Raw genomic sequence first — 17,486 nt, forward strand, 5'->3', positions numbered from 1 at the left:
GCGGCGCTACGCCGTCGTCGCCAGGTGATCGGCCAGCCGCAGCGACATCGCCACCAGGGTGAAGGTCGGATTGATCGCGCCGCCGGTTGGATAGACGCTCGACCCCGCGACGTAGAGATTGTCGATGCCGTGCACCTTCTGCCGCGCATCGACCACGCCGAAGCGCGGGTCGGCCGACATGCGGGTCGTGCCCATATGGTGCGACTGGACCCCGAAGCTGGTGATCCTGCGGCCGAGCACCTCGGGCGCGATCTTCATCCGGGCGATGTCCATGCGGGCGAGATCCCGGGCGACCTCGCGCGCCAGCGTCTCGATCGTCGCGATGTCGTTGCGGTGGATCGACCAGTGGAGGTCGATCCGGCGCAGGCCGAACGCGTCGCGGTCTCCGGTCAGCCTGACCCGGCTCTCGGGATTGGCGATCTGCTCGATCATCGACGTGACGATATTGTCGCCGGGGCAATAGGAGCCGGTGATCTTGCGGGTCCAGTCGGGATTGATCCGACAGCCCGGTCCGCTGATCAGCTCGCGCAGGAAAGCCGCCCGGCCGTAATAGCGTGGCTTGATCGACGGCGTCAGCGAGACGATGCCGTTGCTGATCCCCTGCTGCCGCATCAGCGCCACCGAGGGGTTGAAGCCCACCGGCCCGGCGCGCCAGAAGCGCTCGTCGGTCGTCACGAAGCTGCCGAGATTGACGTCGAGATGCTCCATGAAGCAGCGCCCGACCATGCCGGAGCCGTTGCCGAGGCCGGTCGGCACGACATCGTCCGCATTGAGCAGCATGCGGGCATTCTCGATCGCCCCGAGCGCCAGCACGTAGCGATGCGCGCGCAGCCGGCGGCGGACGCCGCGATAGTTGCGGACGTCATAGCCGTCGACATGGCCGCCGCTCCGGTTCGCGCCGATCCGGACGAGGTTGGCGTTGATGTAGCAGTCGATCCGCCGGTCCGCGCGCAGCCGCTCGCGATATTTGCCGAGGAAGCGGGTCGGCGGGCTCATCGCGAATTCGGTCAGGCGGAAATATTTGCTGGGCAGCGGCGTCGCCCGCGTGGCCCGGAACGGCGGCCGGGGCAGGTCGAGGATGGCCCGCGCCTGCGTTCCGAAGCGGTAGACCTCGTCGCGCCCGATCGGCCAGCCGGGGAGGATGCGGTTGCGGCGCGGCGCGAAATCGATCGGATCGAACGCGCCGCAGCGGCCCGTCCAGTGGTTCGATGTGCCGCCGAGATAGCGCAGGCGCGTGCCGTCGAGCGGGCCGTAGGCGGCGCCCGACTGGCTGCCTTGATAGCTCGCCTGCGAGGCTTCGCTGAAGTCGAGCCCGCCGCCTTCGATCAGCGCGACCGACCGGCCCGCCGCCGCCAGCGCCAGCGCGATGCTGATCCCCGCCGGGCCGCCGCCCGCGATCGCCACGTCGTAGACGCGGTCGTCGATCCGCTGCGTCTCGCTGTTGAAGTCGATGATCATCCGCCGTGACGGTCCAGGTCGTCGCGGCGCAGGACCCAGCCGTCGATCATCAGGAATTCGTCGTCGTCCCGGGGCGGCAGCGTGTCGACGGGGCCGGCGGCTGCCGCGCGGTCGAGGGGGAGGGCGACCATCAGCATCGCGCCGGCCAGGGCAAGGCGGCGATCGATGGAAAGCGAAGGGCTGTCGTCGTTCGGCATCTTTCCACTTTCCAAGCCGGCCTGGAACCCTACACACGCATAGGCTGGCTGCGGGAAGGGGTGAAGCGATGTTAGCCTGCAATCTGCTTTTGCCCATAGCCGATCGTCGACCGCGCCACGGCGACGGGCCCGGTGGCTAGGCCTTTCGCGGCCATGGCGCGCCTGATGCGCGACGAGGCGGGGACGACGGTATTCGTCTTCACCGCCGCGACGCTGGTGCTGCGGCTGGGCGGCAACATCGTCCTCACCCGGCTGCTCGATCCGGGCGCGTTCGGCGTTGTCGGCATCATCGTCTCGATCATGGTGACGCTGACGATGATGTCGGACCTGGGCTTCCTCGACTTCGTCGTCCGACACCGGCGCGGCGGCGACCGCCGGCTGCTCGACGTTCTCTGGACGATCCGGCTCGGCCAGTCGGGCCTGTTGTCGCTGGCGATGCTGCTCGCCGCCTGGCCGGTCGCGCTGTTCCTCGAAAAGCCCGAACTGGCGCCGCCGATCGCGGCGATGGCGCCGCTGTTCCTGGTGAACGCGCTCTGCCCGATGACGCTGCTGCTCGCGCAGCGCGAGGGGCGGGTGCGGGCCGTCTGCCTGATCGAACTCGGCGCGCTGGCGGTGCAGGTCGCCTTCAACCTCGCTCTGTCGCTGGTGATGCCCGATTATCGCGCGCTGCTCGTCGGGCTCTATGTCGGGGCGATCGTGCGGATGCTGCTCACCCTGCGGATGATCGAGGGCGGCTCGCGGCTCGCCTGGGACCGGGGCTCCGCGGCGGAGCTGATGGGTTTTTCGCGATGGGTGCTGCCGTCGAGCCTGCTGACCCTGCTGCTCACCCAGTCGGACAAATTCCTGTTCGCGCGGCTGTTCAGCATGGCCGGCTTCGGCGCCTATATCCTGCCCTCCAACCTCGCCCTCGCCGCCCAGCCCTTCGGGCGCAACTATGTCGAGCGCTACTTCTTTCCGCTGGTGTCGCGGGCCTGGCGCGAAGGGCCCGATCGGCTGGCGGCGGTCTTCTACGCCGCCCGCCAACGCCAGTTCCTGCTGCTCTTCGCCGGGATCGGCTTCGGGATGGGCGCCGCGCCGGCGCTGTTCGGGATATTGTTCGACCACCGCTACGAATATGGCTGGATCTACTTCACCGTGCTGCTGCTGCGGGTCGGCTTCGACCTCGACAGCTTCGCCAATATCCAGACGGTGGTGGCGATGGGGCGGAGTTCGCCGATCCTGCACGCGAACCTGCTGCGCTTCGGCCTGTTCCTGCTGTGGATCGCGGCCTTCTTCCGGCCGCTCGGCGCGCTGGCGCTGCCGCTGGCGCTGACCGTCGCCGAACTCGGCGCGCTGCTCTACAGCATCGCGCTGCTGCGCCGGCAGGGGCTTTTCCGGCTGCGGCAGCACGGCCTCTATTATGCGGCGCTGGTCGCCGCGTTGCTGCCGGGCGCCGCGTTGAGCTGGCTGTTTGCGCGCAATGTCGTCGCGGCTGGGCTGGCGGCGATCGGTTAGCCCTTACGCCGCGCGGCGACCGCGTCGAGGATGCGGGCGAGCGTGGCGGCGGCGGCTTCGTCGGACAGGCTCTCCCCGGCGAAGCGCCGGGCCGCGTCGGCCAGGCGGGTCCGCAGCGCCGCGTCGTCCCACAGTCGCCGCATCGCCGCCGCCAGCGCCGCCGGATCGCGCGGCGGGACCAGCAGGCCGGTCGCGCCGTCGACGACATAGTCGCGGCTGCCGATGGCGTCGGTGACGATCAGCGGCCGGCCCATCCGCATCGCCTCGACCATGGTGATCTGGCCCGACGCGGCGGCGACGTCGGCGAGCGGGACGATCGAGACACGCGCCTGCTGGGCGAGGCGCAGGCAGGCGGCGGGATCGAGATTGCTCCGCAACGTGACGTTCGGCGGCGGCGGTTCGGCCGGCAGGGCATGGCGCGCGGCGACCAGCGTCAGCGGCAGGCCGGTGCGGCGGCACGCCTCGTACAGCGTCGCATAGTCGCGGTTGGCCGATCCCATGGCGAGCGCGAACGGCGCGTCCGCCTCCTCGTCCGCCAGCAGGGGGATGGCGGCGCGCTGGAGCGGCACGAAGCATATCCGGGCCTCATCGATCATCAGCCGGTCGCGCAGCAGGGCGAGCTCGCCCCGGCTGTGGACGACGAACATGTCGACCGACCGCAGGAAGAAGCGCGCGACGCGTCTTTTCCACCCGGTGGGGAAGCGGCCGATGTTGAAGCACCAGGCGACGATCGGCACGTCGCGCCGCCCGATCCGGCGCTGGATCGCGGCGGTCAGGGCGAGTTGGGGAAAGACGGTCACCACCCCGTCCCCCTGCGCCAGCGCCCGGGCCGATTGCCGCCAGTGGCGCAGCCATTGGCCGACCGGCGTCGCCCGCATCGCGCGCCGGTGCCAGTCGCCGCCGCGCGCGGGGGCGGCCGGGATCTTCAGGAAGCGGTGGGCGGGGGCGTCGACCAGATCGTCGAGCCAGCGGTCGCCTTCGTCGCCGGCGGTGAAGAAGGGGGCCGCCACCGTCCATAGCATGAGAGTCTGCACTTTCCTTTTCGGCACCCCGCCCATAAAGCCCAGGGATCGGAGACGGGGACGGGCGCGGTTGACGATGAAGCAGTGGATCGTCCGAATTGTCGTTCCGGTCGCGGCGATCATGCTGTGTGTCCTGATCGCGAAGGTCAACCGTCCAGAGGAGGGCAATTCCTTCTCCGCCCCCGCGCAGGCGGCGACGCAGGCCGCGCCGGTGCCGCACAGGCCGACCGCCTTCGGCCTCAATCTCAGCTATCCGGCCTATTGGAGCAACGAGCGCGCCTTCATGAACCTCGCGGCCGGCGGCATATGGCAGGCCCCGCACAATGGCTGGAAGGACTTCGACCCCGCCCGGATCGACCAGGAGAGCACCATCCGCTCGCTGGCGCCCGGCGAGATCGCCGCGATGGCGCTCGTCCGGCCGGCCGCCGCCTATCGCGGCGACGTCGCGATCACCTGCCTCTACGACGGCAAGGGGGTGCTCGGCGGCATCGGGATCAAGGACGGCAAGGCGTCGCCGGGCCGCTTCGACTTCACCTGGCCGGCGGGGACCAAGACGCTGATCCGCCTCGACACGACCGATCCCGCCGATCCCGTCCGCCATATCGATTGCCGCGAGGCGGGGGCCGACCGCAAGGCGGTGTTCGACCGCGCCTTCGTCGACGGGCTGCGGCCGTACAAGGCGATCCGTTATCTCGACTGGCAGGCGGCGAACGGCAATGTCGCGGGGAACTGGGCGCAGCGTACCCTGCCGAGCTCGACTATCCAGGGCGGCGCGCAGGGCGTCGCCATGGAAAATCTCGTCCTGCTCGCGAACGAGGCGCAGGTCGATCCCTGGTTCGTGATGCCGTGGAACACCGACGACGCGGCGATGGAGCGCTTCGCGACCTATGTCCGCGATCATCTCGCTCCCGGCCGGACCGCCTATGTCGAGATCGGCAACGAGATCTGGAACATGAGCTTCCCGGCCGCGCGGCAGGCGCTGGCGGAAGGCGAGCGCGCCAAGCTCGGCAGCAACCGCGACGAGGCGCGGATGCGGCGCTATGCCCAGAAGGTCACCCAGTCCTTCAAGATCTGGGAGAAGGTGTTCGCCGGGCAGATGCCGCGCATCGTCCGGATATTGTCGGGCCAGAATGCCTGGCCCGAGCTGATGACGATCGCGCTCGACTATCAGGATACCGCGTCGCATCTCGATGCCCTCGCGATGGCGCCCTATTTCGGGCAGGCGCTGCTGCTCGAACCGCCGGCCGACACCAGCGACCTCGGGCCGCTGTTCGCGAAGCTCGACGGGATGGTCCAGGAAACCTTCGTGCCCGCGCTCAGGGCCAAGCAGATGGCCGATGCGCGCGGCCTGCGCTTCCTCGGCTATGAGGGCGGTCAGCACATCACCTATTCGGGCAAGGACGCGACGCTCGTCCCGCGCCTCAACCGCGACCCGCGCATGGCCGACAGCTATCGCAAATATCTCGACGCCTGGGATCGCCAGTTCGGCGACATGCTGATGCTGCTCGCGTCGAGCGGCTCGGCGGGGAGCAACGCCGCCTTCGGCATGACCGAATATAGCGGTCAGCCGCTCAGCGAGACGCCCAAGCGGCGGGCGGTGTTGGAAGCGATCGAGCGGCTGAAGCGCTGACCGGTCAGTCGCGGTCGGTCCTGATCCAGCGCCGCTCGGGTCGCAGCGCGGCGGCGGCGTAGAGCGGCAGCTTCCACAGCACATAGAGGGGGATCAGCAGCAGCCGGCCCGCCGACAGCTGGTCGCGCCCGAACCGCCACCAGCAGAGCAGCAGCAGCGCGCCCGTCGCGCCGAGCAGCGTCGCCAGCAGCGCGAAGGGCGCGGGCGATCCCAGCAGGGCGAGCAGCGCCAGCACCGCGCCGTCGATGGCGACGAGCAGCGCCAGCGGCGGCACCAGCAGGTGGAGGCCGAGCCACGCGAGCGGCCAGCCCCCGGCGGCGATCAGCGGCAGGGCGGCGGCGCGCGCGGTGCGGAGGAAGCCCTGCTCCCAGCGCGTCCGCTGGGCGCGGGTGGCGTCGCGCCGCGCCGGGTCCGACCAGGTCGCGACCTGCGGCAGGAAGGCGGGAGGGAAGCCCTGCCGCGTCAGGGCGATGCCGATCGCCAGGTCCTCGGCGAGGTCGTCGGTGGCGAGCGGGGCGGCGGCGAAGGCCGCCCAGGGAAAGGCCATGCCCGATCCGGTCAGCAGCGCTGGCGCGCCGAGCCGGGCGAGGCCCCGCTGCCGGACGAGGTTGCGGACGAGGAAGGCGAAGCCCGACAGCGCGACCAGCGTTCCCCGATCGGGGGCGGGCCGCATCAGATAGGTCGACTGGACCGGCCGGCCTTGCGCCTGGACGGCGGCGGCCAGCCGGGCGATGCCGTCGTCCGCCACCGTGCAGTCGGCGTCGACGACGACGACGACATCGGGCGGGTCGGCGGCGAGATGGTCGCGGGCGAAGGCGAGCGCGAAGCCCTTGCCGCGCCGGTCGGGGTCGTCGCGTTCGATCGCCTCCGCCCCGGCGGCACGGGCGCGGGCGGCGGTGTCGTCGGCGCAATTGTCGGCGACGACGAGCAGCCGGGCGCCGGGCGGCGCGGCGGCGCGCGCGGCGGTGACGGCGGCGGCGATTCCGGCCGCCTCGTCATGCGCGGGGATGACGATCGCGATGCGCGGATCGTCGCGCGGCGCGGGCGGCGGGCGGAGCGATGCCTGCGCCGCCGCCAGCTCGATCGCCAGCACCAGCGTCGCGACCGCCGGCAGCGCGACGATCAGCCAGGCGATCAGGTCGGTCATGGCGTCCGCCCGCGCCGCCGGTCGCGATGATGGCGCAGCAGCCCGATCATCTCGGCATATTTGCCGATCGCCAGGAACAGCGACAGCGCGAAGGCGCGCAGCGGCCCGTGGCGGCGGCTTTCGCGCGCGGTGACGCGGACGGTCTGCGTCGCGACGAGCAGCAGCGCCGCGAGCGCCAGCAACAGCCAGCGGCGATCGGCGGCGATTCCCAGCGCCAGCCCGGCGATCGCGATCAGGGGAACCACGCCCGCCCAGAACAGGATGCGGGCGCGGCCACGCGCATAGCCGGGCGCGTCCGGGTGCAGCGCCGCCAGCGCGGCGAAGCCCCGGCCCGCGCGGATCGTCCGCCGCCACCAGGGGCCGAAGTGGTCGATCCCCGAATCGTGGATGCCCATCGGCGCGGCGAGCGACAGCAGGCCCCAGCCGCGCCCGCGCATGCGCAGCGCATAATCGGGGTCCTCGCCCGCGATCATCTCCGTCCGGTAGCGGCCGGCGTCGCGCAGCGCCGCCGCGCGCGCCAGCACATTGCCGCCGAACGCCTCGGCCGGGCCGGGCGGGACGGCCCATTCGAGGTCGCACAGCCAGCGGTAGATCGATCGCCCGGCATCCTGCTCGCGCAGCCGCCCGAACACCGCGCCGAGCGCCGGATCGGCGTCGAGCGCGGCCTTGCCGGCCGCCAGCCAGCCAGGATCGAGCCGGGTATCGCCGTCGAGCAGCTGGACATGGACGACCGCCGGATCGGCGAGCAGCCGCTCGATTCCGGCATTGCGCCCGCGCGCCGCCGAGAAACCGCCGGCCGCGTCGAGCTCGATCACCTCGGCCCCCGCCGCCCGCGCGCGATCGGCGCTGCCGTCGCTCGACCCCGAATCGACATAGACGGTCCGCAGGCCCGCGACCGAGCGCAGGCAATGGTCGAGGCGCTCGCCTTCGTTACGACCGATCACGACCACGGCGATATCGGGCACGGCGACATCAGGAAAGGCCATGTTTTACACTTTGCCCTATTGATCGTGCGACCCCGATGGGTTCTGGCTGCCCGTCATCGGGCGGAAAGGGACGGCTGGCAAGAGATGGCTTCGGGCTTGGCACGCTTCATCGCGGCGGCGGCGCTGCTGATGCTGGTCGCCTGCGGCTCGGCCGAGGAGAAGGCGTCGAAGGCGGCGGCGCGCTACGACGTCTATTATGCCCGGCGCGATTTCACCTCCGCGCGGATCGAGATCAAGCGCGCGCTGGCCGCGCAGGACGACATCCCCGAATATTGGGCGCGGCTGGCGCGGGTCGAGCTGGCGAGCGGACGGCTGCTCGAAGCCTATGAGGCCTATGCCCGGCTGGTCGAGCTCGACCCGAACGATGCCGAGGCGATCCAGGCGATGGCCGAGCTATCCTATTCGGGCGGCTCCTATGACGATGCCGAGCGGCTGGCCGAGCAGATTCTGGAGAAGCAGCCGCGCTCGCTGCGCATGCTGCTGGTCAAGGGATCGGTCGCGGCGGCGCGGCACGACCTGCCCGCCGCCCGCGCGACCGCCGACCGGATGCTGGCGATCGATCCGGCCAATGAAGGCGGCAAGATCCTGCGCGCCCGCGTCCTCACCCTGGACGGCGACCGCGACGGGGCGATCGCCGAGCTCGAAAAGGCGATCGCGGCCGACGGCGAATCGGCCGCCAAGCTGATGACCCTGCTCGATCTCTACGGCACCCAGGACGACTTCCCCCACGTGGCGCGGACCTTCGCCCGGCTGTTCGCGCTGCAGCCGGACAATGCCGACCTGCGCTTCGAATATGCCCGGATGCTCTACGAGCATGGCCGGCCCGGCCGCGCGCTCGAACTGCTCGCGCGGCTGCTGCGGCGCCATCGCGGCGACGCCGCGATCCAGCAGCGGATCGTCGACCTGTGGAACGAGGTCGGCAGCGACCGGATCGACATCGAAGGGGTCCGGCGCTTCGTCGACCGGACCGGCGACAGGGCGATGAAGATCGCGCTCGGCCACCTGCTGCTCGACCAGCGGCGCTTTGCCGAGGCGGAGGCGGTGCTGCGCCCCTTCGTCGACGGCAAGGACGTCACCGCCGCCGGGGTCGAGGCCGACGTCCTCTATGCCGGCGCGCTGTCGGGGCTGGGCCGGGGGCCGGCGGCGCTGGCGCTGGTCGACCGCGTGCTGCGCTTCGACAAGAGCAATCCCCGCGCGCTGCTGATGCGGGTGCGGGTGGCGACGGCGGCGGGCGACCTTGCTGGCGCGCTGCGCGACGCCCAGCTCCTGACCAGCGACAATCCACGCATGGCGGAAGGCCGCGTCGCGCTGGCCGACATCTATGTCCGCCGCGGCGAGACGGTGCTCGCCGACGGCGCCTATGCCAATGCGATGAAGGAGCTGTCCGACGACGGCGATATGCTCCAGGCCTATGTCGATCATCTGCTGCGGACCCGGCGCGGGCCGATGGCGCTCGACATCGCCCGCCGCTTCACCCGCGAGAATCCCCGGTCGCGCGACGGCTGGCGGATTCGCGGGGAGCTGTGCCTGTCGCGCGGCGACGCCGCCTGCGTCGCGGAGGTGATGGAGGGGCTCGAGCAGGTGCCGGGCGGGCTGAAGCTGCGCCGGACGCTCGAAAACCGGCGCGCCGCGCGTGCCGCTGGGCAAGCCCCCTCGACTTGTGGCAGGACGGGCGCGGCATGCTGAACGTGAGCGAGGGGCAGGCGCCGCCGACGGAACTCCGGTCGCGCAAATATCGCTTCACCTCCAATGTGATCGCGACGATCATCCTGGGGGTCGACTTGCTGTGCCTGCTGCTCGGCTCGTTGCTGGCGCCGCTCGCCTATGAGCTGATCCTCGGCCCGCGCTACTTCATCGAGCAGCATGTCAACGTGGCGGTGCTGGTCGGGGTCAACTTCTTCCTGATCCGCCTGTCGCGGAACAGCTATGCGCATCCGATGGGACGGGGCGGCGACAGCGACCAGGCGGTGGCGTTCGAATTCCTCCTCGCCGCGCTGCTGGTGTTCGCGACGATCTGGCAGCTCGGCCAGGCCAAGCCCTTCTCCTCCGGCCTCGCGCTCTGCTATCTCGGGCTCACCGCCGCGCTGCTGTTCGTCAGCCGCTTCGTGGTCCGCAAGCTGGTCTGGTATCTGGTGCAGGCGGGCCATATCGGCCAGCGCATCGTCATCTACGGCGCCGACCTCGCCAGCTCGGAACGGGTGTTGCGGCTGCTCGACCTCGAACGATTGCCCTATGTCACGGTCCTCGGCATCGCCGACGACCGGACCACGCGGATCGAACGCGACGGACCCTGGCCGGTGCCCTTCATCGGATCGCTCGACGCGCTGGTCTATCGCATCGCCCAGGGCGACGTCGACATGGTGATCATCGCGCTGCCGATGATCAGCCAGGCCCGGCTCGACCAGATCACCGAGGCGCTGCAGCGCGTGTCGGTCGACATCTGCCTGATGCCGCGCGAGGCGCTCGACCTGTCGCAGCAATATTCGATGCGCTTCATCGGATCGCTGCCGCTGTTCGCGTTGTGGCAGCGGCCGATGCGCGACTTCAACCGCATCCTCAAGGCGATGGAGGACCGGGCGGTGGCGATCGTCGGCCTGATCCTGTTCTCGCCGCTGATGCTGCTGACCGCGATCGCGATCAAGCTCACCAGCCGGGGGCCGGTGCTGTTCCGGCAGGAGCGGTTCGGTTTCAACAACGTCAAGATCAACGTGCTCAAATTCCGGTCGATGCATGTCGACCGGCAGGACGAGAGCGGCGCCGAGCGGACGGTGCGCGGCGACAGCCGGGTGACGCCGGTCGGCCGCATCATCCGCCGCTTGTCGATCGACGAGCTGCCCCAGCTGTTCAACGTCGTGACCGGCGAGATGTCGATCGTCGGCCCGCGCGCGCACGCGACGCGGATGAAGGTCGGCGACGATTATTATTTCGAGGCGGTGCGCGGCTATGCGGCGCGGCACCGGGTCAAGCCCGGCATCACCGGCCTGGCGCAGGTGCGCGGCCTGCGCGGCGAGATCGCGACGGTCGAGCGCGCCAAGCGGCGCGTCGAATATGACATGTATTATATCGAGAACTGGTCGCTGATGCTCGACCTCAGGATCATCCTGGAGACGGTGTGGCGGCTGGTCTGGGACAGGGATGTGTATTGACGGAGTTGTTTTTTGTTTGGCCCTCAAGCGCCGGGCGGCGGACGTCCGTCCGCCTTGGCTATCCTCGCATAAGCTCGGGCGGCCGTTCGGCCTTGCGGGACGCTGGCGCGTCCCGTTCTGCCGCATGAGGTCTGTGTCGGAGCCCGACAGGGCTCCGCAAGCGCGACCGCGCGCCCGAGCTTATGCGAGGATAGCCAAGTGCGCGGATGCGCACGCCGGCGCCTGAGGCCAACAAATGAAGGCGAAGAAGGCTGCTATTTAGCAGTCTTCTTCGCCTGCGAGGCCTTGATCGCCGACTTGTCCGGTTCGTAGCCGGGCTGATACTGAATCTCGGCGCTCGTACGGGCGCGGGCGACCTGCGCCTTGCTCTCGGCGACCAGCTCCTTGCGGCGGACCATCTCGGCGGCGGCCTGGCGCGCGATCGGCGTCGGCGTCGGGGTCGCGTCGCGGCCGACGATGACGCTCGCGACATATTGGCCGTTCGACGGCAGCACGAAGGGCTCGCCCGGCGGAAGCTGGTTGATCACCTTGACCAGCGCCGGATCGAGCCGGCCGGTATCGATCACGCCCTTGCCGCGCGACATGCCGAGGCCGAGCTTCTGGATGCCGGTCGCCAGCGCCTCCAGCGTGTGCGCGTCACGCAGCGTCAGGAGCTGCTTGGGGTCCTTCGGCGCCGCGAACTGGATCTGGTCGAGCAACAGCCGCTGGCGGCTCGCGAACTGGGTCGGGTTGTCGGCGATATATTGGGTGATGTCGCGATCGTCGGGCATCGGCACCGTCGACGCGATCTTCTGGCCCAGCATCGTGACGAGGAGATTCTCCTCGAGCCGGCGCTGCTGGGTGACATATTCGGGGGTCTTGTCGAGACCCTGCTCGCGCGCCTTCTGGACGATCAGCTTGCGGTCGATCAGCCGCTGCAGCACCTGCTTGCGCAGCTTGTCGCGGTCGACCGAATCCGGGATGCGCGTGCCCTGCAGCTCGGCATTGAGCTCCTGCAGCGAGATTTCCTCGCCGTTGACGATGGCCAATATCTGGCCCTTCGGCTCCTTGTGGCAGCCGGAAACCAGCAGGGCCGCGGCCATCGCGCCGCCCAAAAGTGCAGCTTTTACCTTCACTTCCAATTCCCCCGACGCCTGTGGAACACCGATCGTCGTTCCTGTGCTACATGATTGCCAGCCCCGGCGACAAGCCTGTATGGCTCATGGACCGCGGGAGGGCTGCATAGTTGGAAACAGTTTACGATTGGGTCACCGTCGCGATCTTCGCCGGCCTGGTGGTGCTTTTCCTGCAGCGATCGACCGGTGACGAGCCTCCCCGGGATTCGATGCTGCACTATCTGGCGGCGTCGGCGGGCTGCGCGGTCGCCAATTATTTCGGCAACAAGGCGGTGGCGGGCGGCGGGCTGGTCTATCACCTCATCGCCGTCGCGGTGATCGTCGGCACGCTCGCCTTCGTCCACGTCGTGCTGCGCCCGCTCGACAAGCCACGCGGTTAGGATAGGCGTCAGCGCGATTTCGGCTGGCTCGAAAGAATCTGGTCCTTCAGCCCCGGCGCGCCGGCCTCGCCCAGCACCAGCCGCCGCGCGGTGGGGGAGAGCGAGGCGAAGAAGGGCTTCAGGAAGCGCTTGAGCGTCAGGATCGCGGTCTTGTCGTCGGGCGCCGCGGTCGAGAAGCGGATCAGCATGCCGTCGGGCACCCGCCCCTTCAGATTCTCCTTCGCCACCGCCCAGTGCTGCTGCCACCACTGGGTCGGGAAGTCGTTGCCGATCCGTGTCCAGTAGATGAGCTGCTCGTGGCGGCTGACGCTGCGCGCGGCGAGATAATGGCCGGGCACCTCGACCCCGCCGCCCGCGTCGAGGGCGATCAGCCGCTCATGCTCGATCGCATAGCCCGCCGCCGGATAGCAGACCTCTGGCCGGTGGACCTGCAGCATGCCGTCCTGGATGCCGTTATAGGCGACCAGGAGCATGACCGGGAGCTGGGTGGGCGACGCGTAATAGCGGGTGATGATCGCGTTGTAGAGCCGGTCGCTCATCTGGTCGGGCGGCGGCAGCACCAGGCCGCTGCTCGTCTGATATTCCCAGTCGCCGATCGTCCAGGGGAAGAGCGGGTTGAGCTTCGCTTCCTTGATCATGCGGAAGGGGATGTCGGGCCGCCGGGCATTGGCGACGACCCCCGCGCCGGTCAGCAGTCCGCCCGCGATCAACGCGCGCCGCGACAGCAGGCGGCGGTCGTCGGTGTCGTCGCTCATCGTCCGCCGCCCCCGCGCGCCAGCCGGCGGCGCAGCGGCGACGCCAGCGCGTCGACCGCGAAGATGCCGAGGACCGAGAACAGGAACATGGTGATGCCCGAGAAGGTGTGGAGGAAGCCCTGCGCCGCCTCGTCGCCGAGATAATGGGTGATGAGGATCAGCGCGAGCACCCGGATGAAGTTGGCGAGGATCGCGACCGGCACGATGGCGAGCATCAGCAGCAGCGCGTAGCGCCAGTTCGCATTGTGCCGGATATAGACGTAGAACAGGCCGATCGCCGACAGGCTGATCAGCGAGTTGAGCCCCGCGCAGGCCGCCGCGATCAGGAGCTGGTACTGGCCGATGATGATCATCACCCCCGACCCGGCGATCGGATAGCCGAGGCCGTGGAGCAGGTCGATCGCCGTCTGCGAGATGCCGATCTTGAGCGGCTGGGTGACCATCGCCACCACCGTGTCGGGCGGCGGGAAGATGAACAGCATGTAGAAGACCGGGAACCACATCGCGCGCAGCGGCTGCCAGCCGATCAGCCAATAGGCGGTGATCAGCAGCAGGCCGTACATCATGAAGCCTTCGACCTCGATGACGTTGATGATCCGCGCGACCATGTAGAGCGGCGCGACGACCAGATAGGCGAGCGCCGCGAGCCGCGTGTCGCCGGGGTGCGCGAGCGAGCGCACCTCGCCCCAGCGGCGCCAGAACAGCCACAGCGCGGTCGCCAGCACGATCGGGCCGTGCGCCCCCTGCTCGGTGGTCCAGTTCTGGGTGGCGACGCCGTAGAGCGTCGGCCCGACCACCGCGGCGACGCCGATCGCGAGCGGCCAGAAGCGGCGCACGAAGGCGAGCAGCGGCAGCAGATCGGCCAGTCCGTAGCGGCCATTGTCCCCCACCGGCCGGCTTTCCGTCATGTCCCCCACAGGTCTGCTCAAGGATTCACGCCATCTCAACCATGTTCCGGGCATCGACGTCGCCGATGCGCCAAGCTTGCCCATAGCGGATCGCCGCGTGGCGGAACAGTCGTTGGATGGCGCGGGGTGGCGTCGTCGGGCGGAAGTTGCACATGTTTACCACCCCGATTTTGGACTTGATCCGAAAATATGCTATTGGAAGCGATGCGCTTTATGGCGCCGGGGGAGTATCGGGGTAGTTCTGCATGTTGAAGGAAGCTGTTGCGTCCAAGGCGGCCAAGCTGCTGATGACCTGTGTCTGTCCGGTGGCGGGAACCACGGCCTTGAGCCTGGGGGTGCCGCAGGTCCGCGATGCGGTCCACAAGGCGACCCAGCCGCGCCAATATGCCAAGCCCAAGACCCGCGTCCGCGCGGCCCCCGAGGGCGTCCAGGTCGCGTCGGCCGAGACGCCGTGCCCGACCGTCACCCCCTTCGCGCTGTCGGACCTGCCGCCGGTGACCCCGGTTCCGGTCGAGACGACGCCGCTGCAGGTGGCCGAGGCGCCGCCGCCCGACGTCGCGGTCCCGCTGACGCCGCGCATCTTCGTGCCGCCGAGCACCGGCAACCCCAATCCCCCGTCCCCGGGCGTGCCCGAGCCGTCGACCTGGGTCCAGCTCATGCTCGGCTTCGCGCTGATCGGCGGCGTGGCGCGGGTGACGTACCGGAAGAATGGGGTTGAGCCTGAGGAGCCCGTGAAGGGCTAATCCGACCACCCTCTCCCGTCATTCCGGCGAAAGCCGGAATCTCCCTGCCTTGAACGCTTCATCGTGGGCGAGGCAGAAGAAGAAAAGGGAGATCCCGGCTTTCGCCGGGATGACGTCATCTTCAAAACGGCACTTCACCGATGACGTTGCCGCCCTCGCTGTAGCGGCAGACCAGGAAGTCGTCGACGCGGCCATGCGCCAGCGCGCAGCCGACCGCGCGCGAGGAGCGCCAGACGACCTGGGTGTAATGCGCGACATTGTCGAGGTCGCCGCTCAGGCTGTTGTTCGGGAAGACGCCGGCCTTGAAGTCCGTCTTCTCGTCGACCCACAGGCCGACCATCTGCTCGGGGCCGTAATAGCCGCGCGTGCCGGCCCACAGATTCTCGCCCTGCGGATCGGTCTCGGCGGGGTCGTCCTCGCTGTGGACGAGATAGCCGACGCGGGTGAGCCGCGCGGCATAGAGGCGGGCGTCGCGCGCCAGCAGCTCGTTCCAGGCCAGCGGCGGGATGCCCAGCATCGCCCGCTCGCGATTATGGCCGGCGAGCAGCCGCTCCTCGAAATGATTGTCGATGCCGGTCGCGCCCTGCACGAACGGAGTCGCGGCCGCCAGGGCGAGCGCGCCCGCCAGCTTCGCCACCTTCGTCCTGCCCCAGCCGAAATCCATGCCGCTCCTCCGGTCGATCCGATCGGCGCCATGGTGGCGCGGCAGGTCTTGCCGGCGGGTTGGGGAGATTGGTGATCGCGATCTTCAGCATCCTGCGTCGCGGCCGCAGGGTATTTTTCGCGGAAACGCAGGGGATTCTCGGCAGGGTTGACGCGATCTTCACCAATCAGGGAAAGGGATGGGGCGGTGGAGCTGCGGGCCGGATCCCCCGGCTCGGGACAGGCAAGGCCTTGCCCTCGATTTTACCGCAGCCACCACGTCTTGCACGCCGTACCGGACTTTCACCGGTGCATTTCTCTCCCGCGACGAGCCCCGTTGCGGGTGTCTCCTGCCGACGCAGCACGGCTTCCTACCGCAACATTTTCCGATGTGCCAGCGCGCACGCGCCGTCGCGCCGAAAAGCGGACGGGCGGTGGCTTTATTGCGCCGACTGTTGCAGCGGCGTCACGCTTGGCCGATCAGAAGCGGGCGTCGCGATAGACGTGGCTGATGTCGCCGCCCCAGGCGCCATGATAGAGATCGAGCAGCCGCTCGGCCGGCGTCTTGCCGCTCGCGACGATCTCGCGCAGCGGGGTGAGGAAGCCGCGCTCGTCGTCGCCCGCGCCGTTCAGCCGGGCGCGCGCCTTCAGCCCGTCCGCCGCGATGTCGAGCACGATCTTCGCGAGGTCGAGCAGGCTGCGCCCGCGCGGTCCGGCGGCGCGCAGGCCGAGCTTCGGCACGTCGGCGCGGATGCGGTGATGGTCCTCGATCGTCCAGTGCTTGACCAGGTCCCAGGCGGCGTCGAGCGCACCGTCGTCGTAGAGCAGGCCGACCCAGAAGGCCGGCAGCGCGCAGATCCGGTCGTGCGGCCCGCCGTCGGCGCCGCGCATCTCGAGGAAGCTCTTGAGCCGGACCTCGGGGAAGGCGGTCGACAGATGGTCCTGCCAGTCGCCGATCGTCGGCCGCTCGCCCGGCAGCACCGGCAGCTTGCCGTCCATGAAGTCGCGGAAGCTGAGCCCGGCCGCGTCGACATAGCCGTCGCGGAAGGCGAAATACATCGGCACGTCGAGCATGTAGTCGGCGTAGCGTTCATAGCCGAAGCCGTCCTCGAACACGAACGGCAGCATGCCGGTGCGGTGCGGATCGGTGTCGGTCCAGATGTGGCTGCGATAGCTGAGGAAGCCGTTGGGCTTGCCCTCCAGGAAGGGCGAGTTGGCGAACAGCGCGGTCGCCAGCGGTTGCAGCGCCAGGCTGAGGCGGAATTTGCGCACCATGTCCGCCTCGCTCGCATAGTCGAGGTTGGTCTGGACGGTGCAGGTGCGCAGCATCATGTCGAGCCCCATCGTGCCGACGCGCGGCATGTGGCGCAGCATGATGTCGTAGCGGCCCTTGGGCATGATCGGCAGCTCGTCGCGGCGCTTGTCGGGCCACAGGCCGAGCCCGAGATAGCCGATGCCGAGCTTCTCGCCGATCGCCTTGACCTGTTCGAGGTGGCGGCCGGTCTCGGCGCAGGTCTGGTGGAGATTGTCGAGCGGGGCGCCCGACAGCTCGAACTGGCCCGCCGGCTCCAGGCTGACATTGCCGTCCTCGCCTTCGAGCGCGATGATGTTCTCGCCCTCGTAGACCGGGCGCCAGCCATATTTGGTCAGCCCGATCAGCAGCGCGTGGATGCCGCCGCGCTCCTCATAGGAGGGGGCGCGGTGCGAATCCTCGAAGAACACGAATTTCTCGTGCTCGGTCCCGATCCGCCATCGATCCTTGGGCTTTTCGCCGCCGACGAAGACCGACAGCAGGTCCTCGCGGGATTCGATCAGGGGATCTTCGCCATCGGAGGCCTTGCGCGTGCTCATCGCGCGCCCATA

General features: G+C 69.4%; 16 protein-coding genes. 6 read left to right on the top strand and 10 right to left on the bottom strand.

Annotated features, from left to right (window positions below; translation table 11 throughout):
* Positions 1 to 6: 6 nt before the first annotated feature.
* Positions 7 to 1,458, bottom strand: a complete 1,452-nt coding sequence (locus tag HRJ34_RS21475; RefSeq protein WP_016744605.1) for a GMC oxidoreductase — start codon at positions 1,456 to 1,458, stop codon at positions 7 to 9.
* Complete coding sequence (locus tag HRJ34_RS29295) at positions 1,455 to 1,655, bottom strand: hypothetical protein (protein ID WP_016744604.1); 201 nt, start codon at positions 1,653 to 1,655, stop codon at positions 1,455 to 1,457. Before HRJ34_RS29295 ends, HRJ34_RS21475 begins: the two co-directional genes overlap by 4 nt.
* A gap of 132 nt (positions 1,656 to 1,787) precedes the next feature.
* Between HRJ34_RS29295 and HRJ34_RS21480 the strand changes: the two genes are divergently transcribed.
* The gene (locus HRJ34_RS21480) at positions 1,788 to 3,149 is read left to right on the top strand and encodes an oligosaccharide flippase family protein (RefSeq protein WP_226948885.1); all 1,362 of its coding nucleotides are present in this window, start codon (positions 1,788 to 1,790) and stop codon (positions 3,147 to 3,149) included.
* Here the strand turns inward: HRJ34_RS21480 and HRJ34_RS21485 are convergent.
* A complete protein-coding gene (locus HRJ34_RS21485) occupies positions 3,146 to 4,183 on the bottom strand; it encodes a glycosyltransferase (RefSeq protein ID WP_226948886.1) in 1,038 nt (345 codons plus the stop codon). The genes HRJ34_RS21480 and HRJ34_RS21485 overlap by 4 nt on opposite strands.
* Before the next feature lie 64 nt (positions 4,184 to 4,247).
* Here HRJ34_RS21485 and HRJ34_RS21490 point away from each other — a divergent pair, with 64 nt between their 5' ends.
* A complete protein-coding gene (locus HRJ34_RS21490) occupies positions 4,248 to 5,801 on the top strand; it encodes a hypothetical protein (RefSeq protein ID WP_016744601.1) in 1,554 nt (517 codons plus the stop codon).
* Between the two features lie 4 nt (positions 5,802 to 5,805).
* Here the strand turns inward: HRJ34_RS21490 and HRJ34_RS21495 are convergent, their stop codons facing one another.
* Both HRJ34_RS21495 and HRJ34_RS21500 read right to left on the bottom strand, forming a co-directional pair.
* A complete protein-coding gene (locus tag HRJ34_RS21495; protein WP_208632358.1) occupies positions 5,806 to 6,948 on the bottom strand; it encodes a glycosyltransferase in 1,143 nt (380 codons plus the stop codon).
* Positions 6,945 to 7,934 (bottom strand): glycosyltransferase family 2 protein, encoded by a 990-nt coding sequence (locus tag HRJ34_RS21500; protein WP_208632359.1) that lies wholly within the window; start codon positions 7,932 to 7,934, stop codon positions 6,945 to 6,947. The genes HRJ34_RS21495 and HRJ34_RS21500 overlap by 4 nt, the downstream gene beginning before the upstream one ends.
* A 96-nt stretch (positions 7,935 to 8,030) precedes the next feature.
* Between HRJ34_RS21500 and HRJ34_RS21505 the strand changes: the two genes are divergently transcribed.
* The gene (locus tag HRJ34_RS21505; protein WP_226948887.1) at positions 8,031 to 9,620 is read left to right on the top strand and encodes a tetratricopeptide repeat protein; all 1,590 of its coding nucleotides are present in this window, start codon (positions 8,031 to 8,033) and stop codon (positions 9,618 to 9,620) included.
* The gene (locus HRJ34_RS21510) at positions 9,614 to 11,080 is read left to right on the top strand and encodes an undecaprenyl-phosphate glucose phosphotransferase (RefSeq protein ID WP_030092468.1); all 1,467 of its coding nucleotides are present in this window, start codon (positions 9,614 to 9,616) and stop codon (positions 11,078 to 11,080) included. The genes HRJ34_RS21505 and HRJ34_RS21510 overlap by 7 nt, the downstream gene beginning before the upstream one ends.
* Before the next feature lie 254 nt (positions 11,081 to 11,334).
* Here the strand turns inward: HRJ34_RS21510 and HRJ34_RS21515 are convergent, their stop codons facing one another.
* The gene (locus tag HRJ34_RS21515) at positions 11,335 to 12,162 is read right to left on the bottom strand and encodes a SurA N-terminal domain-containing protein (RefSeq protein ID WP_226948888.1); all 828 of its coding nucleotides are present in this window, start codon (positions 12,160 to 12,162) and stop codon (positions 11,335 to 11,337) included.
* A gap of 143 nt (positions 12,163 to 12,305) precedes the next feature.
* Between HRJ34_RS21515 and HRJ34_RS21520 the strand changes: the two genes are divergently transcribed.
* Positions 12,306 to 12,575: an XrtV sorting system accessory protein gene (locus tag HRJ34_RS21520; RefSeq protein WP_012048585.1), complete on the top strand. Its 270-nt coding sequence runs from the start codon at positions 12,306 to 12,308 to the stop codon at positions 12,573 to 12,575.
* Positions 12,576 to 12,583: 8 nt separating this feature from the next.
* On the opposite strand, the gene epsI is transcribed toward HRJ34_RS21520, so the two are convergent.
* A complete protein-coding gene (gene epsI / locus HRJ34_RS21525; RefSeq protein ID WP_012048584.1) occupies positions 12,584 to 13,330 on the bottom strand; it encodes an exosortase-associated protein EpsI, V-type in 747 nt (248 codons plus the stop codon).
* The gene (gene xrtV / locus HRJ34_RS21530; protein WP_226948889.1) at positions 13,327 to 14,259 is read right to left on the bottom strand and encodes an exosortase V; all 933 of its coding nucleotides are present in this window, start codon (positions 14,257 to 14,259) and stop codon (positions 13,327 to 13,329) included. The genes epsI and xrtV overlap by 4 nt, the downstream gene beginning before the upstream one ends.
* A 224-nt stretch (positions 14,260 to 14,483) precedes the next feature.
* Here xrtV and HRJ34_RS21535 point away from each other — a divergent pair, with 224 nt between their 5' ends.
* Positions 14,484 to 14,981: a PEP-CTERM sorting domain-containing protein gene (locus tag HRJ34_RS21535; RefSeq protein ID WP_012048582.1), complete on the top strand. Its 498-nt coding sequence runs from the start codon at positions 14,484 to 14,486 to the stop codon at positions 14,979 to 14,981.
* Positions 14,982 to 15,102: 121 nt separating this feature from the next.
* Here the strand turns inward: HRJ34_RS21535 and HRJ34_RS21540 are convergent, their stop codons facing one another.
* Positions 15,103 to 15,645: a CAP domain-containing protein gene (locus HRJ34_RS21540; RefSeq protein WP_012048581.1), complete on the bottom strand. Its 543-nt coding sequence runs from the start codon at positions 15,643 to 15,645 to the stop codon at positions 15,103 to 15,105.
* 458 nt (positions 15,646 to 16,103) lie between these two features.
* Complete coding sequence (locus tag HRJ34_RS21545; protein ID WP_012048580.1) at positions 16,104 to 17,474, bottom strand: glutamate--cysteine ligase; 1,371 nt, start codon at positions 17,472 to 17,474, stop codon at positions 16,104 to 16,106.
* Positions 17,475 to 17,486: the final 12 nt, after the last annotated feature.

Source organism: Rhizorhabdus wittichii, assembly GCF_017607425.1.
GTDB classification, from domain to species: domain Bacteria; phylum Pseudomonadota; class Alphaproteobacteria; order Sphingomonadales; family Sphingomonadaceae; genus Rhizorhabdus; species Rhizorhabdus wittichii.